This is a genomic window from Rossellomorea vietnamensis, from assembly GCF_025398035.1.
GTDB lineage: Bacteria > Bacillota > Bacilli > Bacillales > Bacillaceae_B > Rossellomorea > Rossellomorea vietnamensis_B.
Genome location: NZ_CP104558.1, coordinates 504,812 through 527,031, shown reverse-complemented (window position 1 = coordinate 527,031; position 22,220 = coordinate 504,812). Strand labels below are relative to the sequence as shown.

At 43.3% G+C, this 22,220-nt stretch carries 24 protein-coding genes; 19 read left to right on the top strand and 5 right to left on the bottom strand.

Annotated elements, in window-relative coordinates; translation table 11 throughout:
• Positions 1–11: 11 nt before the first annotated feature.
• Positions 12–149 (bottom strand): small acid-soluble spore protein P, encoded by a 138-nt coding sequence (locus N5C46_RS02840; protein ID WP_034759304.1) that lies wholly within the window; start codon positions 147–149, stop codon positions 12–14.
• Positions 150–267: 118 nt separating this feature from the next.
• Here N5C46_RS02840 and N5C46_RS02835 point away from each other — a divergent pair, with 118 nt between their 5' ends.
• Positions 268–525, top strand: a complete 258-nt coding sequence (locus N5C46_RS02835; RefSeq protein WP_034759302.1) for a hypothetical protein — start codon at positions 268–270, stop codon at positions 523–525.
• Between the two features lie 173 nt (positions 526–698).
• Here the strand turns inward: N5C46_RS02835 and sspO are convergent, their stop codons facing one another.
• Positions 699–848, bottom strand: a complete 150-nt coding sequence (sspO, locus tag N5C46_RS02830) for a small acid-soluble spore protein SspO (protein WP_034759300.1) — start codon at positions 846–848, stop codon at positions 699–701.
• A gap of 320 nt (positions 849–1,168) precedes the next feature.
• Here sspO and acnA point away from each other — a divergent pair, with 320 nt between their 5' ends.
• From acnA to N5C46_RS02795, 7 genes are all read left to right on the top strand, one after another.
• Positions 1,169–3,880: an aconitate hydratase AcnA gene (acnA, locus tag N5C46_RS02825; RefSeq protein ID WP_261750829.1), complete on the top strand. Its 2,712-nt coding sequence runs from the start codon at positions 1,169–1,171 to the stop codon at positions 3,878–3,880.
• Positions 3,881–4,019: 139 nt separating this feature from the next.
• The gene (locus tag N5C46_RS02820; protein ID WP_261750828.1) at positions 4,020–4,607 is read left to right on the top strand and encodes a peroxiredoxin family protein; all 588 of its coding nucleotides are present in this window, start codon (positions 4,020–4,022) and stop codon (positions 4,605–4,607) included.
• 183 nt (positions 4,608–4,790) lie between these two features.
• Positions 4,791–4,937 carry an FbpB family small basic protein gene (locus N5C46_RS02815; protein WP_079532604.1) on the top strand — a complete coding sequence of 49 codons (147 nt, stop codon included), beginning with the start codon at positions 4,791–4,793 and terminating at the stop codon, positions 4,935–4,937.
• Between the two features lie 104 nt (positions 4,938–5,041).
• A complete protein-coding gene (locus N5C46_RS02810; RefSeq protein ID WP_034759295.1) occupies positions 5,042–5,185 on the top strand; it encodes an acid-soluble spore protein N in 144 nt (47 codons plus the stop codon).
• 71 nt (positions 5,186–5,256) lie between these two features.
• Complete coding sequence (tlp, locus tag N5C46_RS02805) at positions 5,257–5,484, top strand: small acid-soluble spore protein Tlp (RefSeq protein WP_034759293.1); 228 nt, start codon at positions 5,257–5,259, stop codon at positions 5,482–5,484.
• A 179-nt stretch (positions 5,485–5,663) separates the two neighbouring features.
• Positions 5,664–6,080 (top strand): acyl-CoA thioesterase, encoded by a 417-nt coding sequence (locus tag N5C46_RS02800; protein ID WP_261750827.1) that lies wholly within the window; start codon positions 5,664–5,666, stop codon positions 6,078–6,080.
• Between the two features lie 55 nt (positions 6,081–6,135).
• Positions 6,136–6,441, top strand: a complete 306-nt coding sequence (locus N5C46_RS02795; RefSeq protein WP_261750826.1) for a hypothetical protein — start codon at positions 6,136–6,138, stop codon at positions 6,439–6,441.
• A gap of 52 nt (positions 6,442–6,493) precedes the next feature.
• On the opposite strand, the gene N5C46_RS02790 is transcribed toward N5C46_RS02795, so the two are convergent.
• On the bottom strand, positions 6,494–6,784 hold the full coding sequence (locus tag N5C46_RS02790; RefSeq protein ID WP_261750825.1) for a HesB/YadR/YfhF family protein: 291 nt from the start codon (positions 6,782–6,784) through the stop codon (positions 6,494–6,496).
• A 122-nt stretch (positions 6,785–6,906) separates the two neighbouring features.
• Here N5C46_RS02790 and N5C46_RS02785 point away from each other — a divergent pair, with 122 nt between their 5' ends.
• Entirely contained in the window at positions 6,907–7,167 is a 261-nt protein-coding gene (locus tag N5C46_RS02785; RefSeq protein ID WP_261750824.1) for a hypothetical protein, read from the top strand.
• A gap of 73 nt (positions 7,168–7,240) precedes the next feature.
• Here the strand turns inward: N5C46_RS02785 and N5C46_RS02780 are convergent, their stop codons facing one another.
• Positions 7,241–8,398: a CapA family protein gene (locus N5C46_RS02780; RefSeq protein ID WP_261750823.1), complete on the bottom strand. Its 1,158-nt coding sequence runs from the start codon at positions 8,396–8,398 to the stop codon at positions 7,241–7,243.
• A gap of 226 nt (positions 8,399–8,624) precedes the next feature.
• Positions 8,625–9,206, bottom strand: coding sequence for a glycerol-3-phosphate 1-O-acyltransferase PlsY (gene plsY / locus N5C46_RS02775; RefSeq protein ID WP_411388012.1), 582 nt, complete (start codon positions 9,204–9,206; stop codon positions 8,625–8,627).
• Between the two features lie 202 nt (positions 9,207–9,408).
• Here plsY and N5C46_RS02770 point away from each other — a divergent pair, with 202 nt between their 5' ends.
• The 10 genes from N5C46_RS02770 (at position 9,409) to N5C46_RS02725 (ending at position 21,847) form a co-directional block, all read left to right on the top strand.
• Positions 9,409–10,689 (top strand): purine/pyrimidine permease, encoded by a 1,281-nt coding sequence (locus tag N5C46_RS02770; protein WP_261750822.1) that lies wholly within the window; start codon positions 9,409–9,411, stop codon positions 10,687–10,689.
• A 170-nt stretch (positions 10,690–10,859) separates the two neighbouring features.
• A complete protein-coding gene (locus N5C46_RS02765) occupies positions 10,860–11,843 on the top strand; it encodes an ABC transporter ATP-binding protein (protein ID WP_261750821.1) in 984 nt (327 codons plus the stop codon).
• Complete coding sequence (locus N5C46_RS02760; RefSeq protein WP_261750820.1) at positions 11,840–12,496, top strand: ABC transporter permease; 657 nt, start codon at positions 11,840–11,842, stop codon at positions 12,494–12,496. Before N5C46_RS02765 ends, N5C46_RS02760 begins: the two co-directional genes overlap by 4 nt.
• A gap of 24 nt (positions 12,497–12,520) precedes the next feature.
• Complete coding sequence (locus N5C46_RS02755; protein ID WP_261750819.1) at positions 12,521–13,420, top strand: glycine betaine ABC transporter substrate-binding protein; 900 nt, start codon at positions 12,521–12,523, stop codon at positions 13,418–13,420.
• Between the two features lie 203 nt (positions 13,421–13,623).
• Positions 13,624–14,031: a CoA-binding protein gene (locus N5C46_RS02750; protein WP_061809240.1), complete on the top strand. Its 408-nt coding sequence runs from the start codon at positions 13,624–13,626 to the stop codon at positions 14,029–14,031.
• 310 nt (positions 14,032–14,341) lie between these two features.
• Positions 14,342–16,291 (top strand): DNA topoisomerase IV subunit B, encoded by a 1,950-nt coding sequence (gene parE, locus N5C46_RS02745; protein WP_179126103.1) that lies wholly within the window; start codon positions 14,342–14,344, stop codon positions 16,289–16,291.
• Positions 16,292–16,294: 3 nt separating this feature from the next.
• On the top strand, positions 16,295–18,733 hold the full coding sequence (gene parC, locus N5C46_RS02740; RefSeq protein WP_261750818.1) for a DNA topoisomerase IV subunit A: 2,439 nt from the start codon (positions 16,295–16,297) through the stop codon (positions 18,731–18,733).
• A gap of 259 nt (positions 18,734–18,992) precedes the next feature.
• On the top strand, positions 18,993–20,417 hold the full coding sequence (locus tag N5C46_RS02735; protein ID WP_034759253.1) for an alanine/glycine:cation symporter family protein: 1,425 nt from the start codon (positions 18,993–18,995) through the stop codon (positions 20,415–20,417).
• Between the two features lie 139 nt (positions 20,418–20,556).
• On the top strand, positions 20,557–21,321 hold the full coding sequence (locus N5C46_RS02730) for a YybI family spore inner coat protein (RefSeq protein ID WP_261750817.1): 765 nt from the start codon (positions 20,557–20,559) through the stop codon (positions 21,319–21,321).
• Positions 21,322–21,388: 67 nt separating this feature from the next.
• Complete coding sequence (locus N5C46_RS02725) at positions 21,389–21,847, top strand: staygreen family protein (protein ID WP_261750816.1); 459 nt, start codon at positions 21,389–21,391, stop codon at positions 21,845–21,847.
• The last annotated feature ends 373 nt before the right edge of the window (positions 21,848–22,220 follow it).

Below are 22,220 nucleotides of genomic sequence, written 5' to 3'. Positions count from 1 at the left end.
CCTGAAATTTCTTACATATCGTGGTTACTATTATTTTTCTGACGGGTATGATTACGGTTCTTTACTTTATGTGAACCACTTAACGGCTCCGGCTGTCCTGATTGCTTCGGAGCATTCTTACGCATATCTTTGCCATCATTTTTGTTCATGTATCATCCCTCCTACTGATTAGGATGCTAAATTGATGATCGGTTTATTCACTAGTATAGGTTCCTGGTGTTTTGGTTAAACTAAAGAAGCTAATTTATGAATAAGGAGAGATCATCAATGCCTTACAATAAAAATAAACAACAAGCCTTCCAGGCTGCCGAGCAAAGCGTGACGGAAGTGCAGCATACCATCAACGAACTGGTACTGGATGGAGCAAGCTACGGCTCTCAACTCGCTCATCTCAAAAATGAGGTGAATGAGGCTTATCAACAAATAGAAAATGCACTTGAAGTGGCGTCGGATACTCAACGGGCTCAACTTCAACAATTCAAATCCGACTTGTCATCCATCGTTAATGAAGTGAATGAACAATAACACAATCAACCTTTTGGCTTCAACCAAAATAAAACCCACCCTGCTGAATGATGAGGGTGGGTTTTATATTTGAACGAAGAGGGTAGGGGAAAATAGATGTAAATAATTCCATGGAGGGAGGGTGACCATATCTACAAATATTTTGCAGAACGTTGATCGCCACCCTTTTATTTTTACTGATTTGTTTTTCTTTTTTTATTGAACTGACGTTGTGCTGCAGTCAACGGTTCATTTGAATACTCTTCATTGTAACCGGCTCCCTGGCCTTGTCCTTTTGCTGCATTCATTCCGTTTATCACATGGTTTGCTTTACGTTTCGCCAATGTAGAACACCTCCATAAGGATAGAATGCCACCATCTGTGACCATCTATAATAGGGAATCGCTAACAGATTCATTTTTTTAAAATAATGTTTTAGACAAGCTGACACGATTTGACAAGGCTAGAAATGTTGTTATACCAATATTTCTCTAGAAACCTTAAGGAGTTTAATCATTTAGATAAGTAAAACTTATCAAAAACAATAACTTTATTGTTATTTACTTATGTAATCGCTTGTATTAAGATGTAAATGTGAGAAAAGTTCGTTTAGAACGAAAACTTTTCGACTTATTGTTTGATGCAGTTTAGAGGGGGAATCGAAATGGCAAAGAACGATGTATTTAATGCACGATCTTCTTTCGAACTAGAAGGAAAACGTTATCATTATTATCGTTTAAAAGCGCTTGAAGAAGCAGGAGTAACAAAAATTAACCGCTTACCTTACAGTGTGAAGGTACTCTTAGAAAGTGTCCTTCGTCAATTTGACGGACGTGTCATTAACAAAGACCATGTTGAGAATCTGGCAAATTGGGGATCAACTGAAGTAAAGGATGCAGAAGTTCCTTTCAAACCTTCACGTGTTATCCTTCAGGATTTCACCGGTGTTCCGGCTGTAGTTGATTTAGCATCTCTACGCAAAGCAATGGCCGATATCGGTGGAGATCCACAAAAGATCAATCCTGAAATCCCTGTAGACCTGGTAATCGACCACTCAGTACAGGTTGATAAATATGGTACGGCTAACGCACTGCAGGCAAATATGGACCTTGAATTTGAACGAAACGCTGAACGTTACCAGTTCCTTAGCTGGGCTCAAAAAGCATTTGAAAACTATCGTGCTGTCCCACCGGCAACAGGTATCGTTCACCAGGTAAACTTAGAATACCTTGCCAATGTCGTTCACGCTGTTGAAACAACAGAAGGCGATTTTGAAACATACCCTGATACATTGGTTGGTACTGACTCTCATACAACTATGATCAATGGTATCGGTGTACTTGGATGGGGTGTTGGCGGTATTGAAGCGGAAGCTGGAATGCTTGGTCAGCCTTCATACTTCCCGATCCCTGAAGTTATCGGGGTCAAAATGACTGGTGAGCTTCCTAATGGAGCGACCGCTACAGACTTAGCCCTTAAAGTGACACAAGTACTGCGTCAAAAAGGGGTAGTTGGGAAATTTGTCGAGTATTTCGGTACAGGTGTAGCAACTCTTCCACTTGCCGACCGTGCAACGATTGCCAACATGGCTCCTGAATATGGTGCGACTTGCGGATTCTTCCCGGTTGATTCAGAATCATTGGATTACCTGCGTCTGACTGGCCGTGACGAAACACATATCAAAATGGTTGAAGAATACTTAAAGAAAAATGAGATGTTCTTCACTCCTGAAAAAGAAGAACCAACATACACGGATGTAGTGGAAATCGATCTTTCAGCAGTGGAACCAAATCTTTCAGGACCAAAACGTCCACAGGATTTAATTCCTCTATCTGATATGAAAGAAGCTTTCCATAAGTCCATCACGGCTAAAGAAGGCGTTCAAGGCTTTGGGCTGGATGCGTCTGAAATCAACAAAACGGCCAAATATACAACTGAAGATGGTAAAGATGTCGAGATGCCAACTGGTGCAATCGGAATCGCTGCCATCACATCTTGTACAAACACATCGAATCCATATGTTATGTTGGGTGCCGGTTTAGTTGCGAAAAAAGCAGTGGAACTTGGTATGAATGTTCCTGATTATGTCAAGACATCTCTTGCACCGGGATCTAAAGTTGTAACAGGTTACTTAAGGGATTCAGGTCTTTTATCTTATCTTGAAGATATCGGATTCAACCTTGTCGGATATGGTTGTACGACTTGTATCGGTAACTCCGGTCCACTTCGCCCTGAAATCGAAAAGGCTGTTTCAGATGCTGACCTATTATTAACATCCGTCCTATCAGGTAACCGAAACTTTGAAGGTCGTATCCATCCACTTGTGAAAGCAAACTACCTTGCTTCACCACCACTCGTTGTTGCATATGCACTGGCAGGAACTGTGGACATCGATCTTCAAAAAGATTCTTTAGGTAAGGACAAAGATGGAAATGACGTGTTCTTCAAAGATATCTGGCCTTCACAGGATGAAGTGAAAGATGCTGTGAAATCAACCGTTACACCTGAATTATTCCGTAAAGAATATGAGCACGTTTTCTCTGAAAACGAGCGCTGGAATGAAATCAAGACAAGTAACGAACCACTTTACAGCTTCGATGAAAATTCGACTTACATCCAGAATCCAACATTCTTTACAGGACTTGCGACTACTCCTGAAGACATTCAAGGCTTGAACGGACTTCGCGTAGTCGGTAAATTTGGGGATTCTGTCACAACGGACCATATTTCTCCAGCAGGTGCAATCGGTAAAGATACACCAGCAGGCAAATATCTTCGTGCGAATAATGTAGAGCCACGTGACTTTAACTCTTACGGTTCCCGTCGCGGTAACCATGAAGTGATGATGCGCGGTACATTTGCAAATATCCGTATCCGTAACCAAATCGCTCCTGGTACAGAAGGTGGATTCACCACTTACTGGCCGGAAGATGAAGTGATGCCGATGTATGATGCATGCATGAAGTATCAAGAAGATGGAACTGGATTAGTTGTTCTTGCAGGAAAAGATTATGGTATGGGATCTTCTCGTGACTGGGCAGCGAAAGGTACAAATCTACTTGGTATCAAGACTGTCATCGCTGAAAGCTATGAGCGTATTCACCGTTCGAACCTTGTGATGATGGGTGTGCTTCCACTTCAATTCAAGAAGGGTGACAGCGCTGAATCATTAGGATTGACGGGTAGAGAAACGATTTCCGTGAACGTAACAAACGATGTAAAACCTCGTGATATTCTAACGGTGACAGCTGTGGCTGAAGACGGTTCTAAGACTGAATTCGAAGTACTGGCCCGTTTTGATTCCGATGTAGAAGTAGACTATTATCGTCACGGCGGTATCCTACAAATGGTTCTTCGAAATAAATTACAAGCATAATACAAGTTTAAAGCCCCGGGGAATTCCCCGGGGCTTTTTCTCATTTCCTCGTAAAGAAGTGCAAAAAATATATGTCTAAAGGGAGACAAGCCTACATATGATGAGAGTAAAATCATTTACATGAGAGGAGCGCACTCCTTTGAAATCCGTATTTGGCGTTTTACTTGTCACATTATTAGTCTTCTCATTCTATATTGAGAATAAATCCGACCCCACATCCCTTTCCAAAAGCACGTTTCAACAAGCCGAGGCTTACGATCAATTAATCGATATCGAAGAAGGAGAGGTTTCTGAAACCACTCCAGTGGATCATTTACCGGGACCGAATGTCGGGGACCGGGCCATTAATTTTAAACTCGACTCCCTGGATGGCAAATCCATTACCTTATCTGAACTGAAGGGAAAGAAAGTGATTGTGAACTTCTGGGCTACGTGGTGTCCTCCCTGCAAAGAAGAAATGCCTGTCATGCAGGAGTTTTATACGAAATATGGGAAAGAAGTTGAAGTCCTTGCCATCAACATCGATCCACAATACAACGTCAAGGAATACCAGAAATCACTGGGACTCACATTCCCGATCCTGTTGGATACTGATGACAAAATCAATAATGCCTACGACATCCTGACCGTCCCCACCACGTTCGTCATCAACGAACAAGGCATCATCACGCACAAACAAATCGGGGCAATCACCAATATAGATTCCCTCACAGCACTGATTAAGTGAGGGACGGACCTGAAAAACTTTATGATTGCGTGAACAGAAGGGACGGACCTCGAATAATTGGGAACCGCTCATCTCCATCCAGCCCCAGTTCAATCCCCACTCTCAATTGTGACCTTTGTTTAAAATATCTGACATTTGGATATACTATTTATACAAACCACAATAGAGAGCGAGGGGATTGTATTGCGCAGACCACGCAAAAAATCATTTGCAGATCTGGTGAAAGAGAACAAACAACAGCTTCTGTTGGATCAGGATGCCATTGATGCCATTGAAGAGCGCATTGATGCAAGACTTGAAATAAAGCGTCCAGTAAGCAAAGCCGAGTAAGAAATTACGAGGCTTATTTTTTTTGCCCTGGCATTATTACTGCCAATTATTACGCCTATTCTTCCTTGTCATTTTGGTAATCATACTAGTAAGGGGGGATATTCATGAGTAACTCAAAGGGAAGTCCGAATCACTTCGCACCTAACCATATCGGGACACAATCGAGGTCTGCTGGAGGCAACAAAGGGAAACAAATGCAGGATAAATCAGGTAAGCATGCACAAGTGATTCAAACGAAGGGTGAATAATTCACCAGCTTGAAGAGGGAGCAGCCATAGAGGTCCGTCCCTCATATTATTAGACACAGGAGGAATGCAGGATGGCATGGGATAAACCGAATCCGGATGATCGCAGTGATAATGTAGAGAAGCTTCAGGGTATGGTTCAGCATACGATTGAGAATATGGACCGGGCCGAGGAGTCGATGGCCTGTACGGACAGTGAAGAGCAGCTTCAGTCCATCCAGGCAAAGAATGAACGCCGCCGCGAGAGTTTAGAGGCTTTCCGTAATGAAATAAAAGATGAAGCGAATCAAACAAAGCAATAAAGGTTAAAGTTTCAATGACCCGGACAGAAAGGTTCTTATATACCTTTATGTCCGGGTCATGATGTTCATTGCCACTTTGTCCCCGCCTAACTGACTTTCGTTCGAGCCGATTAATTCTATGCCTGTGGCTTGTATGATAAGATGGATAGGATACTGATTAGATGAAGAGGGTGTAAAGGATGCAAATTGCAGAAAAAACGATTGAAGTGCGTTATGCCGAGACGGATCAAATGGGGGTAGTCTATCATGCAAACTACCTTGTTTGGATGGAGCTTGGTCGTACACAATTGATTGAAGATCTGGGCTTCAGATATGCGGATATCGAAAAAGAAGGAATTCTTTCTCCGGTCATTGACCTGAATGTAAGCTATAAGTCACCTGTTCGCTACGGCGAAAAAGCCTTTATTAAAACATGGGTAGAAGAATATGATGGACTCAGGATTACATACGCTTACGAAATTTATAACGGACATAACCAGCTGGCTATTACCGGGCAGTCGAAACATGTGTGTGTCAAGCAAGAAAATTTCCGCCCGATTTCCATTCGGAAGATGTTCCCGGATTGGCACGACGCCTATGAAAAGGCAAAAAAATAAAGATTACATAGTGGTTTTTACGGAGAACTTTTTTAAGTGGGAAAGGAGGAGGGCCATGGCATTCGGATTAACCAAACAAGAGCTAAACGGATGGAAACAGCAGGTGAGGAATGGGCAGATTGCCTTTCTTACCCACTACTGGCTGGATGACCGATTTCCCGATGTGCGCTCTGTAACGAAAGTGGGCTGTTGTAACATTGATGCATTAACCCGCTGGGGAAAGAAGTATGGCTTGAAAAAGGAATGGATCCATCAAAGGAAAGACGGCTTTCCACATTTTGATCTGTTAGGGGATATACAATATGAAATCCTGATGAAGGAAGGCCTGCAGGACCATATTTCCCGATTTGTAAAAAGGTAAGGGGCAGACTCTAAAGTAGAAAGGCTGGCATATGCCAGCCTAAATTCATTCCTTATTTCTTGTACTCATATGATGGTTCTTGAAGCTTTTCATCAAACTCAACGTATAAATCATGACCATCAAAGAACCATAAATCTCTTTCCTCTATAAAAAATTCCCGTTTGTCGATTTCGATCCGTTCACCAGCATCGACTGGTTCGTCTTTGTTCACTCCTAGTGAAAAACCATCGTGGAGAGGACTGGAACCTCCATATCGTACATAAAAACGGACTTGTTCGCCTTCCTCCACAAGCATCTCGTCTTTAAACCACGCAAGAGCTTCTTCTGAAATATGTATGTTCATTGGTGAGACTCCTTTCTCTACTTGGTATTTTCCAGAGTGATCCTGGACAAAGAAAGTTTCATTCCCTATTATAAACATAACGAAGCCTGAACATCTACTAATACGTACGAAGGGTGAGAATGATGAAAACACAAGCATTATTATATTACATTGGTGCCTTTATCTTTGCCGGATTAAGTATATTAACCCTATTACAGTTGCATGAAGCCAAATACCAGATGGAAGCAGGGATCTTCATTGTAACTGCTGCAGTCATATATTATGGAATGGTGACTCTGTACTTTAAGGGTACCCGGAAAATGTTCTTGGTGGCTAATACCTTGTTGGCTATTGTGGCTCTAGCTGGCATATTCTTTAATTCATTTATATTCGGGGGACATTAAAAGAACGAGCTTTCCTTATGAGCATAAGGGAGCTCGTTCTTTGTTTTTTAGTTGTAGACTATAAAGCTGCCATCTATTCCGGCACCCCGTTCACCATATGGGAAACCATTTCTTCTTCCGTGTAAGCGATCAAGCCATTTTTCCTGGCAAAATCGAGTGGGTAGATGCGGTAGTTTTTGTAATGATTCTCTGACACAAACGTAGGCTGGAATCCAATGGAGGGGAAGGTGATTTTGGAACCCGCCGGATTCATTGTTTTCTCAACCTGAACTGTCACCATGCCACCAATATCCTTGAAATCATCCTTTTGACCGGAGAGGAAATTCCCAAGAGAATATATAACAACCGCTTCCCGTCCATCACTTGTTTTATAGGTCTGGATCGGCTGCAGGACATGTGGATGGTGTCCGAAAATGATATCAACCCCATTATCAGTCAGCACCTTGGCGAGTCTCTGCTGCTCCTCCGTAGGGAACCGTTGATATTCATTTCCCCAGTGAAGGCTCATGACCACTAAATCAACGTCCAGGTTTTTGGCTTTCTGGATTTCCCGGATCATTTTTTGTTCATCTATGACATTCACTAAATACTCTTTTCCTTCAGGGACAGGAATCCCATTTGTACCATAGGTATAAGAAAGAAGGGCAAATTTGATTCCATCCACATTAAATGTACGTATCCGGCTTTGGTCTTCCGGGCTTTTAAATGACCCGACATACGGCATCGATATCTCCCCATAGTAATCAATCGCATTCAATAGACCTTCTTCGCCCTGATCCAACGAATGATTATTGGCGGTGGTCACAGCATCCACCCCAACCTCCTGGAGTGTTTTAACCACTTCCTGCGGACTGTTGAATAGGGGGTAGCTTGAAACTCCAAGCTCCACACCACCCGGGGTTGATTCCTGGTTGGCAATCAGAAAATCCGGTGCAGAAAGCATATCCTTAATGGGAGAGAACATCGGTGTAAAATCATATCCATTTTGTTTCTTTGCGTCATTATAGACGGTATCATGAATGAGGATATCCCCGATTGCAGCGATGGAAGCATTGGCTTTGATCGATTTGCCCGATGCCTGCACCTCTCTGGTCGCATGGAGGAGGGAGGTTGCTTCAACTCCTTTTGTTGTGGTATTCCAGTCGGCATACTGCCTGTTTAGCAGGAAACCGATCATCAGCAGGAATGGAATACAGAGAATCATCCCTGTTATCATTCGCTTTTTATTCATATTCATCATCCTTTATTATGCTCTACTTCCATTTTACAAAAAAAGAAGTAGAAATGGGGAGAAATTTAGAGAATTCTGAAGAATATTATCATTTTTTGGACACAGTTTTTATTCCTCATCTTTCTCAAATGAGAGAATGTGTATACCTGGGTACGTCACACTAAAAAAAGCCACCTTTGCAAAGGTATCCGAGAGTCCGGTAGCCCGTGCATAGGTTGCTTTTTCGCTAAAGCCATTTAATTTTCGGTTCGGTTTTATTTTTGATCCGGACAATATTTGCCCTGTGTCTGTAGATGACAAAGATGGTCAGGATGCCAACAACAATGATGAGTGGAATATCGCCAGTGAAGACCGAGTACGTAAAGGCAAGTACCGCTGCAATCATAGATGATAGGGACACATATTTCGTTGCATACAAGCAAATAAAAAAGACAGCCAGTAAGATCAAGAAAAGAATATAATTGTATCCTAGAAGGACACCAGCAGAGGTTGCCACTGCCTTTCCTCCCCTGAAGTTTGCGAAAACGGGATACATATGACCAATGACGGCAAATACCCCTGCAAGCAGCATATGTACGTCACTTGCAAACATCAATGGCAGCAAAGTGGCCAGGGTTCCTTTGAGAATATCCATGATCGTGACAATCATACCGGCTTTCACACCCAGGGTCCTGAACGTGTTCGTTCCCCCGAGGTTTCCGCTCCCATGTTCACGGATATCTTTGCCATAGAACGTCTTACCGATCAATAAACCTGATGGAATGGAACCCAGTAAATAAGAAAGTATGAGTATAAGGGCAAAAATCATCATCACTGCTCCTTTGAAAATAACTAATCCGTTCTTATTTTAACATGTTTTCCCTCTAAAGGGGAGAAAATAAGTGAAAAAATTAGTACCTGTTCATAAAAGTAGATAGTAAACCTTAAAATTCCGCCTTCACCGTCATCTTATGAGCCGAAGTATGGTAAAATGAACACACTTTACATAGTTGAAATGAAGGTGTACACAGATGCAAATACTTTTATCAGCTTTTCAATGGGTGGCCTTCATGGTGGCGGGATCCATTGCGGCACCCATCGCGATTGCTGACTTGTTCCAATTGTCTCCTGCCGATACAGCCGGATTCATTCAGCGGACCATATTCGTTTTGGGGCTCGCGAGCCTGATCCAGGCACTCTTTGGGCATAAACTTCCGATCAATGAAGGACCGGCAGGACTATGGTGGGGTGTTTTTGCCATTTATGCAGGGTTTTCCGGAACTCTTTATAGCAGTCACGAAGAGGTTCTGACCGTACTGCAGGGAGGGATGATCGTCAGTGGGGTGATTTTTTTCATTTTGTCTTCCACAGGGCTTTTAAAGCGGTTATCTTCTTTATTCACTCCAACCATTACGTTCATTTATTTGATGCTGTTAATTCTGCAATTAAGCGGATCATTCATTAAAGGGATGTTCGGAATCCAGCATGAAGGACAATCCATGGAGCCGCTTGTCCTACTGGGAAGTATCCTGACGATCCTTGCAGCCCTATACTTTTCAAGTCATAAGGTTAAGTGGATCCAGCAATATTCCATTATCCTTGCCCTGATTGCCGGATGGCTCATATTCATCATCATGGGGCTTTCTGAGAGTACTTCCGTTTCAGAGAGCTGGTTTTCTTTACCTCATGTGTTCGTATTCGGGGCACCAGTGTTTGATACGGGTGTCATCGTGACTTCCATATTCATCACCTTCCTGTTAACGACGAATATGATCGCTTCCATACGGGTGATGGAAGAGGTGATGAGAGCAAAGGGGCAGCCTACATTTGAACGGTATACGAAAAGCGGGTTCGCATCAGGACTGAATCAGCTGTTCGGGGGAGTGTTTTCTGCTATCGGCTCCGTTCCCATTTCAGGGTCTGCAGGCTTTGTCGCAGCGACACGAATGTATTCCATCATCCCCTTCATCATAGGCAGCGGGATCATCATGGTCATCAGCCTGATTCCAAAGGTCATGAATCTGTTCGCCAGTCTCCCTGCACCTGTAGGGTATGCTGTGACGACGGTCATTTTCATCAAGATGGTCGGACTCGCACTATCCGAATATCGTAAAGAGGAAGACATAGAAAGAATCCACTTTGTGGCAGGGATCTCACTCATTGTCGGGGTCGGAGCCATGTTTGTTCCGGCAGCGGCCTTCAAGGACATGCCGGTCGTCGTCGCTTCCATTTTGAATAATGGATTGATACTCGGGACGATAACAGCAATCCTAGTGGAACAATATATCATCAAAAAGTCCAGCAGCCAATAGCTGGACTTTTTATCTGTTGAAAAAGGAAGTAAGCTGTATGCCCATGCCCCATTCATCACAAACTAATGGGGACAAGGGCATTTTCTTTTACAACATGTTTACCTTTTGTATAATGAGGGTATCCCTTCTATGTTTAGTAAAATTTCTCAGTACATAAAGCAGGTGTAAAAATGATTGAATTCCAAAATGTCACGAAAGTCTACGAGGATGGGACAGAAGCCATAAAGGGGATCGACCTCACGATTCCTAAAGGAAAGCTTGTTGCGTTGATCGGTCCGAGCGGATGCGGGAAAACGACAACGATGAAGATGATCAATAAACTGATAGCTCCATCAGGGGGTACCATCCGGATTGATGGAAGGGACATATCAGAAACGGATGAAGTGGAACTCAGGCGGAACATCGGGTATGTCATTCAGCGGATCGGACTTCTCCCTCATATGACGATTGAAGAAAACATCAGTCTCATCCCCCGCCTAAAAGGATGGAAGAAGGAAAAGTATGAAGGAAGAGTCGATGAGCTTCTTCATCTCGTTGGACTTGAACCCGACGTATACAAGAAAAGGTATCCACTCGAATTGAGCGGTGGACAGCAGCAGCGGGTCGGGGTGATACGTGCCCTTGCAGCGGAACCACCGATCATCCTCATGGATGAACCATTCAGCGCCCTGGACCCGATCAGCAGGGAACAGCTCCAGGATGAACTGAAAAGCATTCAAAATACGATACATAAAACCATTGTGTTCGTCACTCATGATATTGATGAGGCATTAAAGATCGCGGATGTGATTGCTGTCATGCGTGATGGTAAAATCGAACAGATTGCAGCACCCGCTGACCTTCTATCAGAACCCGCCAATGAATTCGTTCGCGCCTTCATCGGTGAAAACCGACTGAGCGTTCATATACGGCATAAACAGGTATCTGACATCATGATGGATGATGAGAGTCATTTCCACGCCCTCCTTGAGGAACAGGAATACTCATTGATACCATTTGATGCCTCCATCCATGAAGCGGCAAGGCTGCTCCTGTCCTCGGGTAAACCATATCTTATGGTGATAAAAGACGACAGGAAGATCGGGACCGTCACATCCAGTGACATTCTTAAGAATGTCGCCTCAGAAGGAAATAAGGAGGCGAGTTCTGTATGAATACATTTCCCCTCCTGTTCATCCAAACCATTTCAAACCGGTCGGATGCTATCTTAACGGGATTATTTGAACATCTTTATTTATCTTTTGTGTCGATTTTCATCGCGATTGCGATATCCCTGCCTCTGGGTATTTACATATCACGAAAGAAGCAATCGGCCGAATTTTTCATCGGGATCACAGCTGTTTTTCAAACGATACCAAGTCTGGCCCTTTTCGGATTTCTTATTCCCCTCCTTGGTACGGGCAGTATCACGGCGATCATTGCCCTGACGGTATATGCACTTCTTCCGATCCTGAGGAACACATACACAGGCATAATCGGGGTGGATGAAGGCGTGATCGAGGCAGGTAGAGGCATGGGGATGACCAATTCCCAGCTGTTATTCAAAGTGGAGCTGCCGCTTGCCCTGCCGTTTATCATGGCGGGGATCCGCACCGCTACCGTGCTGACAGTAGGGGTCGCCACACTTGCCACCTTTGTAGGTGCAGGGGGACTTGGAGACCTTATTTACCGTGGACTTTCCACATGGAATAATGCACTGGTCCTTGCCGGGGCCATCCCAGCGGCACTACTGGCATTAGGTTTTGATTTCATATTAAAAATCCTGGAGAGATTGACCACACCTAAAGGATTGAAAGCACGAAAATAAAGGAATATCCAAAGGAGAGTAAGAATGAAAAAGAAATTACAAGGTTTTATCATACTCACTGTATTATCCATCCTCATCGCAGGGTGCGGAAATGGCGGGGATAAAGATACTATCACCGTTTCAGGAAAGATGTGGACGGAGCAATTCATCCTTACGCAAATGATGGCTGAACTTCTCAAAGAAAAGACAGATCTTGATATAAAAGTCGAAGAAGGGTTAGGGGAAGTATCGATCCTCACACCAGCCCTTGAAAAAGGCGACATTGATGTCTATGTGGAATATACAGGTACCGGCCTTGAAGCGGTCTTGAAAGAACAAGCAAAAGAAGGCGCTTCAGCAGATGAAATCCTTTCACAAGTGCGTAAAGGCTATGAGAAAAAGTTCGATGTCACCTGGTTGAAGCCACTTGGCTTTGAAAATACGTATACGCTTGCTTATACCGGAAATCAGGACTTCGATGCAAAGACTTTCTCAGATATCGTGCCACTTTCCAAAGACTTGAGCTTCGGTGCACCACACCAGTTCTATGAACGCGAAGGGGACGGATACGATGCCTTCAGTGAAGCATATGGATTCGAATTCAAAGAAAAGAAAAGCTTTGACCCGAACATTATGTATGAAGCTGTTAAGAACGGGGATGTAGACATTATTCCTGCTTTTACAACCGATGGACGGATTCAGCGTTACAAGTTAAAAACGACAGAGGATGATAAAGGATTCTTCCCACCATACGATGCTGCACCGATCATTCGTCAAGAAGTACTGAAAGAGCATCCTGAAGTAAAGAAAGTGTTGAATGAATTAGCAGGCAAAATCTCGGAAGAAGAAATGAGCGAAATGAATGCTAAAGTGGATATGGATAAACAAGATCCCAAAGATGTCGCACGTGAATTCCTTATATCCAAAGGCTTGATCAAAAAGTAAGTAAAACGGGAGTGTCAATGGGGAAGAAGGTGCAGGGGATGGCAAAAACGCTCCCTGACCTTTCTCTTGACACTTCCTTTTATTTAGATAATTTTATAAAATTTTGAAAAATTAAAGGGAAATATGGTATAAAAGAAGAATAGGACTTAAGAAACAGTGCAAGCCTTTATCGTTAAGGATCAATGAAGGAGTGGTAAACAACCATGGAAAATCCATCACGACAAGAAATCGGAAACATCCTGAAACAATCCAAACGCATCGCAGTCATTGGTTTAAGTGATAATCCTGAACGGACATCCTATATGGTGTCTAAAGCCATGCAGGACCAGGGATATGAGATCATTCCCGTTAACCCTACCATCGAGTCGGCGTTGGGTGTAAAGGCTGTATCCACCCTGAAGGAGATCGAAGGACCTGTTGATATCGTCAACGTATTTCGCCGCTCAGAATTTTTACCTCAAATCGCGGAAGAATTCGACCAGATCGATTCAAACGTATTTTGGGCGCAACTTGGTGTCATGAATGAAGAGGCATATCGCTTTTTAAAGGAACGTGGGTATACAGTCATTATGGATCGCTGTATTAAGGTTGAACATGCTTTAACCAAATAATCCTCACTCGTAACAAGCGGCTCTGACCGCTTGTTTTTTTCGTCCAGACCTCACATCGACAATGGGAATAATCCTGTGGAAACAGGACATATTTTAAGGGGTTCATGGAAAATCCATTTGCGAAAATCAAATAAAACGCTACAATAAGCAATAGTGGTTTACCTTAGAGATTGATCAAAACAGGTAAACGAACAGATGTTCTTGTGTTATAGTTAATAGAGACATAACCAATAATAGCTTACAAGAACCACACTATTACGGTTAGAGAAGTTTTGAAAGGGGAATGTTCGTGGCCAACCAGAATAAGACCATGGATTACAATGATGATGCCATTCAAGTATTAGAAGGCTTAGAAGCCGTCCGTAAGAGACCTGGTATGTATATAGGCTCTACGGATTCAAGAGGCTTGCATCATTTAGTATACGAAATTGTCGATAACTCAGTCGATGAAGCATTAGCAGGCTTCGGGAATGAGATAATTGTTACGATACATAAAGATAATAGCATTTCAGTCCAAGATAAAGGCCGGGGTATGCCGACGGGAATGCATAAGCTCGGAAAGCCGACACCTGAAGTCATCCTGACTGTTCTTCATGCAGGAGGGAAATTCGGGCAGGGAGGCTATAAAACAAGTGGTGGACTCCATGGTGTAGGGGCTTCTGTTGTAAACGCACTGTCCGAGTGGCTTGTCGTCACGATCGAACGGGATGGCATGAAATATGAACAGCGTTTCACTAATGGCGGTAAACCCGAAACCACCCTCGAAAAGATCGGTAAGACCAAAAAATCAGGAACATGCATCCATTTCAAACCTGATCCCGAGATTTTCAGCAATACCACTTATAATTACGAAACACTATGCGAACGCCTGCGGGAATCTGCTTTCCTGTTAAAAGGGTTGAAAATCGAAATCATCGATGAACGTCATGATCAGAAAGAAGTCTTTCATTTTGAAAGCGGGATCCAGGCATTTGTTCAATACCTGAACGAAGAAAAAGATGTCCTTCATAACGTAGCCTTCTTTGAAGGGGAACATCATACCATTGAAGTGGAGTTTTCCTTTCAATTCAATGATGGATTTTCTGAGAACATATTATCCTTTGTAAACAATGTCCGTACTAAAGACGGCGGAACCCATGAAGCCGGAGCGAAGACGGCCATGACCCGTGTCTTTAATGAGTACGCACGTAAAGCGGGAATTCTAAAGGACAGGGATAAAAATCTAGAAGGGACCGATATTCGTGAAGGACTGGCGAGTATCGTTTCTGTACGTATACCAGAACATCTTCTTCAATTCGAAGGGCAGACAAAAGGGAAACTCGGGACAAGCGAAGCACGATCAGCCGTTGATGCAGTCGTGTCAGAGCACCTTCTTTATTTCTTAGAAGAGAACCCTGATACCAGTTCCCTTCTTATCAAGAAATCCATTAAAGCGGCCCAGGCCCGTGAAGCGGCACGTAAAGCAAGAGAAGATGCACGAAATGGAAAGAAGCGTAAGCGTTCTGAAACCGTCCTATCCGGTAAGTTAACACCTGCCCAATCAAGAAATCCACAGCGTAACGAGCTTTATCTGGTGGAAGGGGATTCAGCAGGAGGTTCTGCAAAGCAAGGACGCGACCGCAAATTCCAGGCGATTCTTCCACTTCGGGGAAAAGTCATCAATACGGAGAAAGCCAAACTTCAGGACATCTTTAAAAATGAAGAAATCAACACGATCATCCATGCCATAGGCGGTGGAGTCGGTCCTGAATTCAATGTGGACGACATCAATTATGACAAGATTGTCATCATGACCGATGCGGACACGGATGGAGCCCATATACAGGTACTCTTACTGACCTTCTTTTACCGGTATATGAAACCATTGTTAGAAGCGGGAAAAGTGTATATTGCACTTCCACCCCTGTACAAGGTGAGCAAGGGAACCGGGAAGAAACAGAAACTTGAATATGCATGGACGGATGATGAGCTTCAAGGGGCCATCTCCAAAGTAGGGAAAGGATATATGATCCAGCGTTATAAAGGTCTTGGAGAGATGAACGCAGATCAACTGTGGGAGACGACGATGGATCCCGAGACACGGGCGTTGATCCGGGTACGCATTGATGATGCTGCGCGAGCAGAACGCCGTGTGACCACTCTTATGGGTGACAAAGTAGAACCTCGCCGTAAATGGATTGAAAGCAATGTAGCCTTTGGATTGGAAGAAGACGGAAGCATTCTCGAAAACGAAAACATTACGGTCCGAGAGGAGGGGTAATCAATGACAACTGTAGAAAGATATCAAGACTTACCTCTGGAAGAGGTGCTTGGCGACCGATTTGGCCGTTATAGTAAATACATCATCCAGGAGCGTGCATTACCGGATGCACGTGATGGATTAAAACCGGTACAAAGGCGTATTCTTTACGCAATGTATGTGGATGGGAACACTCAGGAGAAAGGGTTCCGGAAATCAGCGAAAACCGTCGGTAACGTTATTGGTAACTATCATCCCCATGGTGATACATCTGTGTATGATGCCATGGTACGGATGAGTCAAACGTGGAAGGTCCGCAACTACCTGGTTGAAATGCATGGGAACAACGGGAGTGTCGACGGAGATCCGCCGGCTGCGATGCGTTACACCGAAGCCCGCCTTTCTGCGATATCCATGGAGCTTCTTCGTGACATCGATAAAAAAACCGTGGAGTTTGTTCCGAACTTCGATGATACATCAAGTGAACCGACTGTATTGCCGTCACGGTTCCCGAACTTACTCGTCAACGGTTCCACCGGTATTTCGGCAGGTTATGCAACGGATATCCCGCCTCATCACCTCGGTGAAGTGATTGATGCAGCCATCATGCGGATGGACAAACCTGAGAGTACAGTCGATGACCTTATGACGGTCTTAAAAGGACCGGACTTCCCGACAGGGGGCATCATCCAAGGGGTGGATGGCATCCGGAAAGCCTATGAAACCGGAAAAGGAAAGGTTGTCGTCAGAGGGAAAGCAGATATCGAAAACATCCGTGGCAGCAAACAACAGATCGTCATTACGGAAATCCCTTATGAAATCAATAAAGCCAATCTCGTCAAAAAAATGGATGAATTCCGTGTGGATCGGAAAGTGGAAGGAATTGCAGAAGTCCGCGATGAAACGGATCGCGATGGGATGCGCATCGTCATTGAACTGAAAAAAGATGCGGATGCATCAGGTGTTTTAAACTACCTCTATAAAAACAGCGATCTCCAAATCACCTATAACTTCAATATGGTTGCCATACATAATAGACGTCCTAAGTTGATGGGATTACGTGAACTGCTCGATGCTTACATACAGCATCAAAAGGAAGTGGTGACCAATCGGACCAAGCATGATCTAAATAAAGCAAAGGACCGACAGCATATCGTTGAAGGTCTTATGAAAGCACTGTCTATATTGGATCAGGTGATTGCAACTATCCGTGCTTCAAAGGATAAACGTGATGCAAAGGATAACTTAATCCAGAAGTTCCAGTTTACAGAAGCACAGTCTGAAGCGATAGTCAGCTTGCAGCTTTATCGTTTGACGAATACAGACATTACCGCCCTTCAGGCAGAAGCGGAAGAATTGGCGAAGACGATCGAAGAACTTACGGCAATACTGGAAAGTGAAAGCAAACTTTACAGTGTGATCAAAAAAGAACTAAAAGCAATCAAAAAGCAATTTGCTGACGCCAGACGAACTCAAATCGAGGAAAAAATCGAAGAAATCAAAATCAATCTGGAAGTGCTGATTGCAAGTGAAGATGTCATGGTCACCGTGACCCGGGATGGATATATGAAACGAACCAGCCTTCGTTCTTATTCTGCATCAAATGGTCAGGATCTTGCCATGAAAGAAACAGACAGGCTCCTGGGACAATATGAAATGAATACAACAGATGTCCTTCTCGTATTTACCAACAAAGGGAACTATATTTATTGTCCTGTCCATGAGCTTCCGGATATCAGATGGAAGGATCTTGGTCAGCATGTAGGGAATATTGTCCCGATCGACCGGGATGAGCAGGTTCTTAAAGCGATTCCGATTAAGGAATTTGACCCGTCGTACTACTTACTGTTTGTCACAAAGAACGGTATGATCAAGAGGTCAGAGCTGCCTCAATATAAAGCACAACGATATTCCCGTCCACTGGTGGGAATCAATCTTAAAGGTGACGATGAGCTCGTGGATGTCCATATAACAGATGGATCACATGATGTTTTCATTGCCACGCACTTAAGCTACGGCCTTTGGTTCGCAGAAGAAGATGTGAACATCGTCGGACCAAGGGCAGCGGGAGTGAAAGGGGTCAACCTCAAGGATGATGACTTTGTCGTATCCGGTAAGATCATAAGAGACCCAGCGAAAGACTTCATTTTCCTTGCTACGCAGCGTGGGGCCGTGAAGAAAATGAAACTTGCGGAATTCGAAAAAACGTCACGTGCTAAACGCGGAGTCATCATGCTTCGGGAATTGAAATCCAATCCTCATCGTGTAGTGAGCATAGAAGCAGTGAAAGATACAGATAAAGTAGGGCTACTAACAACAAAAGGAAAAACAGAAGAGGTAAATGTTTCAGACCTTCGACCAAATGACCGTTATTCAAATGGTTCATTTGTGATTGATGAAGGGGAGAGCGGCTCCGTCTGTGAAACCTGGTCAGAATCCCGTTCATCCGAAGTAAAAGAATAGACATTCAGAAAGCGACCAGAAATGATTCTGGTCGCTTTTTCCATCATAAGGGTAAGAATGAATGGTAAATGTATATTCATTCAATATTGTAGTACAATGCCGGTAGTATATTGTACTACAATTCATATTCTTTCAAAAATATGAATCTATCTGTTGAAGAAATACCTTTTTTTTGATAGATTAAAACAATGTCTGAATGGGTAAACATACAATGGCTCAACCATTATTTGTAAAAATCAAACAACTAGGGGGAACATTTATGGAGTTATTAACAAGTATCGTAGGCACCTTGAATGATTATATGTGGTCATACATACTAATCGTGGCATTAATCGGACTCGGATTATATTTCTCGCTACGCACACGATTCGCACAGTTCCGTTATTTAGGAGAAATGGGGAGACTATTAACGGATAAAACGACCATTTCTTCAGAAGGAAAACGAGGGATTTCTTCTTTCCAGGCATTCACCATCAGTACGGCTTCGCGAGTCGGTACCGGTAACCTTGCCGGTGTGGCAACAGCGATCGCAGGCGGAGGGCCTGGAGCTGTGTTCTGGATGTGGCTGATCGCCTTACTCGGTGGAGCAACCAGTTTCGTGGAAAGTACACTCGCTCAGATCTACAAAGTGAAAGACGGAAAGGACGGTTATCGTGGTGGGCCTGCTTACTACATGGAAAAAGGATTAAATGCCCGTTGGATGGGGATTCTGTTTGCCATCATCATCACCTTCTGTTTTGGTCTTGTATTTAACTCTGTCCAATCCAATACCATTTCACTTGCTATGGAAGAAGCCTATTCATTCGATCGAATGACAGTCGGCATCATTCTTGCAGTGCTAACTGCACTCGTCATTTTCGGTGGGGTCAAGCGGATCGCGAGTGTCACTCAAATCGTCGTTCCGATCATGGCCGTTCTTTATCTGATCCTTGCTTTCTATATTCTGGTCACCAACATCACCATGCTTCCAGACATGTTTGTGGTCATCTTTGAGAATGCATTCGGTATTCGAGAAGTAGCAAGCGGCGGAGTAGGAGCAGCCATCATGATGGGAATCAAGCGTGGATTATTCTCGAATGAAGCGGGTATGGGTAGTGCACCTAACGCAGCAGCGTCTGCAGGGGTTACGCACCCTGTTAAACAAGGATTGATCCAAACGCTGGGTGTCTTCACAGATACGTTACTGATATGTACGGCTACTGCCTTCATGATCATCTTATCCGATCAATATACAACCGGGATCGATGGCATTCAACTGACACAGGCAGCTTTGAGCTTCCATGTGGGTGCATGGGCGGATACCTTTGTCGCAGTCGCCATATTCCTGTTCGCTTTCAGTTCAATCATCGGAAACTACTATTACGGGGAAACCAATATCGAATTCATTAAATACAGTCCGGTCTCACTGTTTATCTATCGAATCGCGGTTCTGGGCATGGTGATATTCGGAGCCGTTGTGAAACTCGATATCGTATGGAGCTTAGCCGATTTATTCATGGGTCTGATGGCCATCATCAACTTGATTGCCATTACATTACTAGCCAAAATTGCCATTGCTGCGTTAAGGGATTATAGAGAGCAAAAAAGGCAGGGGAAAGATCCTGTTTTCTACTCTGATTCGATTAGTGGGTTAAAGGGCATTGAAAGCTGGGAAGCAAAGCCAGAAGCAAGAGAACAACAATAGCAAGAATGGACCGGCCTGAATAAGGGTTGGTCCTTTTTCTTATTATTTTTTGAGTATAAAAAGATGGATAATGATTACATAGAATTACCTTCTCTGGAGAAAATAATGACGAATAATTTTCCACTGAGGAGAGAGAATCATGAGAAAAGAATTACTATTTGCATTCGGTGCCTTTTTTATTATGTCGCTCCATGCTATTGCCGGGAACTATTCCACTGAACCGATGGAAAAACAACCAGTAAATGAAATGACTCTAAAAGTATATAAAAAAGATGTGACCGGTGATGGTAAGAAAGATACGATCACACTCAAAGCGATTCCTTTTTCTCCTGATGCCCTGTTTCTCAAACAAATTTGGGCGGATATCAAAACGTCCAGGGGAAGCGACATCCGGATTGATTATGAGGGTGGTTATGAACCGAAAATTCAATTTGTCGATCTGAATCATGATGGTATTAAGGATATGCTGTATTCAGTTGCAACAGGTGGCAGCGGCGGCCTATACAATATGGCTCTCGATACATTGGCCGACAATAAGCTCGTTAATATCGGATTGCCTGAGCCCCTTACAATTCAAGCTCAATTTGAAGATCAATACAAGGCATCCATTACGTTTGTGGATACAAATCAATCCTACACAGTGGATTTAAGCGATCGGAAAGAAGAATACGAAAGACTGGGAATTTATACCGACGGGAATTTAAATGAACCTATGGAATTAATGGTGGGACCGTATGCGTTTTTCGAACCGGTCAAAATCCTTGGGAAACGCGGTAAAGGGCTGAAGGGTTATCAGCAAATCAGTGGCGCCTACCATGCTGATGGCATCGGTACAGCCACTTCTTATTGGTATTATGAAAAAGGTGAATGGAAATTGATTAAAATCAAGTGGAGAGAAAATTGAAAGGGAACCGTTTCTAGGCAGGTGTCATACTCTGTTGTAAGCCCATTACTGTAAAGGAGGCTTATATATGAGTGAATTTAAGCCTGAAAAGTTAACGGTTCAATATCTGCCGCCTGCGTCCGTCTTTAATCCCATTGATAACAGGAAGTATACGTTAACCCATTCCGATACGACAGGCGAACTATACTTAAGTATCGGGTGCCGCTATGATCTTGAAAAGATCAATATGACCATGAGGGACGAAGTGTTGGGAGAATGGAGACGGAATCTTGGTCAATATACCCTGACCGGGAAGGTATATGTCAGTGGGGGAGAATTCGATCAGCAGCTTTCCAACGTACGATTCATGATCTTTAAGAGGGAGCTGCCACTGGCCCTCGCAGCAATGGTGAACGGGGATAAAGGCTTTTACACGTATTATCCATGGCTTCTTGATGCACCCATTATCATCTGTTTTGAATCCATATTCCCTGAATATCAGCAAACGCTTTATTTTGGAACACCAAGACAATATCTCATTAAATAATGCATAAGCATAGAGAGGACCGAGGGACTCTTTATGCTTTTTTTATAGTGCGAATTACCATACGGATCAGGAAATGTGATCGATCCTTGGACGAAAAATCATATGGGGCGTATGAATAGTTACTTATATATTATGTAAACTAAAGTAGGTGATTAGCCAGAATTCAGTATTTAGGAAAGGAACATTAAGATAACAAGAATGCCCAAATATTTCGATTGGAAACTTAAAAAGTCAGATAATAGCATCTGAATGATGATAAGAATTGATTCTTAAACTAGCTTTGAATGAGCAGCCAGATAACTATTGAAGGATTGAAACATTTGATAACGATATAACAAATTACAGATAACTATGATTGATCATCCTTATTTTT